General features: G+C 73.3%; 3 protein-coding genes. All 3 read left to right on the top strand.

The features are described 5' to 3' along the window. Positions 1-744 (top strand): deoxyribose-phosphate aldolase (locus tag H5J33_RS32145; RefSeq protein ID WP_181798259.1); only part of this gene is annotated, 744 nt, incomplete at its 5' end. Positions 745-751: 7 nt separating this feature from the next. Continuing rightward, positions 752-1570, top strand: a complete 819-nt coding sequence (iolB, locus tag H5J33_RS32140) for a 5-deoxy-glucuronate isomerase (protein WP_181798258.1) — start codon at positions 752-754, stop codon at positions 1568-1570. After that, positions 1567-2187 (top strand): thiamine pyrophosphate-binding protein (locus H5J33_RS32135; RefSeq protein WP_258565553.1); only part of this gene is annotated, 621 nt, incomplete at its 3' end. The genes iolB and H5J33_RS32135, both read left to right, overlap by 4 nt.

The following is a 2187-nucleotide window of genomic DNA, read 5'->3' as shown; positions in this document are numbered from 1 at the left end:
CCCCCGCCACCGAGGAACGCGACCGCCTGGACCGCGAGTTGCTGCTGGACGCCGGGCCGGCTGTGCCTCGCGCTGTCCCGGCCCGGTGTCGACGGGGTGCTGGCCACCGCCGACATCCTGGACGACCTGCTGCTGCTCGGCGCCCTGGAGCACAAGGTCGTCATCGGCTCCATGAACCGCGGCGGGCTGCACGGGTCCAGCTTCGAGCTGGACGACCGGTTCACCGGCCACCGCCCCGAGGACATCGAGCGGCTCGGCTTCGACGCGGGCAAGCTGCTACTGCGCGTCGACTACGCCGACCCGGGCTCCCTGGCCACCCTGGAGACCGCCGCCCGCGTCGTCGACGCCATGGCGGCCCGCCGGCTGCCGGTGTTCGTGGAGCCGTTCATCAGCCGCCGCGGCCCCGGGGGCGAGCTGGTGAACGACCTCTCCGCCGAGGCGGTCACCCGGGCCATCGCCATCGCCTCCGGCCTCGGCGGCTCCTCCGCCTACACCTGGCTGAAGGTCCCGGTCACCGAACACCCCGGCGACATGGCCCGGGTCATGCGGACCTCCACGCTGCCCGCCGTCCTGCTCGGCGGGGACATCGGCGACTCCCCGGCGCAGCGGGCCGCCGCCTACGGCAAGTGGCGGGACGCGCTGCGCCTGCCCACCGTGCGCGGCCTGGTGGCCGGCCGCTCGCTGCTGTACCCGGCGGACGGCGATGTGGCCGCCGCCGTGGACACCGCCGCAGGACTGCTGTGAGGGGCGCATGAAAAGCACCGAGCTGCATCTGCCCAGGGGCGCGACCGCGAACGCCTGGTACGCCGTCGACATCGGTCCCGATACGGCCGGCTGGACGTACAGCAGCCTGCGGGTCGTCGAGCTGGCACCCGGCGGCAGCCATACGTTCACCACCGGCGACAGCGAGTGGATCGTGCTTCCGCTGGAAGGCGGATGTACCGTACAAACGGAGCAGGACGAGTTCCAACTCCTGGGCAGGGAGGGCGTGTTCGCGGACGTCACCGACTTCGCGTACGCCCCCCGGGACGCCCGGGTCCAGATCGCCTCCGGCGCGGGAGGCCGCTTCGCCCTGGCAGGAGCGAAGTGCGAGCGACGACTCCCCGCCCGCTACGGCCCCGCGCCGGAGGTCCCCGTCGAGGAGCGCGGCGGCGGCACCTGCGCCCGCCGGGTGCGCAACTTCGCCGCCGCCGACGCCTTCCCGTGCGACCGGCTGATCGCCGTGGAGGTGATCACCCCCGGCGGCAACTGGTCCTCGTACCCGCCGCACAAGCACGACGAGCACCGGCCGGGCGAGGAGTCGCGGCTGGAGGAGATCTACTACTTCGAGATCGACGGCCCGAACGGGCTCGGCTACCAACGGGTGTCCCCCTCCCGCGAAGGCGGTGCGGACGTGCTCGCCGAGGTCCGCTCCGGCGACGCCGTCCTCGTCCCGGACGGCTGGCACGGCCCGTCCATCGCCCAGCCCGGGCACGACATGTACTACCTGAACGTCATGGCGGGTCCGGGGGACACCCGGGAGTGGCTGATCCGCTTCCACCCCGACCACACCACCGGGGGGTACCGATGACGACGATCCGGCTCACCGTCGCCCAGGCGCTGGTCCGCTTCCTGGCCGCCCAGTACACCGAGCGGGACGGCACCCGGCAGCGGCTGATCGGCGCCATGTGGGGCATCTTCGGGCACGGCAACGTCGCCGGGATCGGCCAGGCACTGGTCGAGTACGCGGAGCTCATGCCGTACCACCAGGGCCGCAACGAGCAGGCGATGGTGCACGCGGCCGTCGGCTACGCCCGCCAGTCGGGCCGGCTGTCCACGCACGCGGTGACCACCTCCATCGGCCCCGGCGCGACCAACCTCGTCACCGGCGCCGCCCTCGCCACCATCAACCACCTGCCGGTGCTGCTGCTGCCGGGCGACGTCTTCGCCGCCCGCCCCGCCGACCCGGTCCTGCAACAGCTGGAGGTGCCGTACGCGGGCGACGTCTCGGTCAACGACACCCTGCGCCCGGTGTCGAAGTACTTCGACCGGATCACCCGCCCGGAGGCCCTGATCCCGTCGGCCCTCCAGGCCATGCGGGTGCTCACCGACCCGGTGGACACCGGCGCGGTCACCCTCGCCCTGCCGCAGGACGTGCAGGCGGAGGCCTTCGACTGGCCGGAGCGGTTCTTCGCCGAGCGGGTGTGG

The sequence above is a fragment of the Streptomyces sp. WELS2 genome, assembly GCF_013870595.1.
In the GTDB taxonomy this organism is placed as follows: Bacteria; Actinomycetota; Actinomycetes; order Streptomycetales; family Streptomycetaceae; genus Streptomyces.
The sequence above is the reverse complement of the archived record's forward strand: the minus strand, read 5'-3'. Positions and strand labels throughout refer to the sequence as shown.

Coding starts and splice junctions, on each gene's coding strand:
- iolB (WP_181798258.1), top strand. CDS start 752: ATGAAAAGCACCGAGCTGCATCTGCCCAGGGGCGCGACCGCGAACGCC.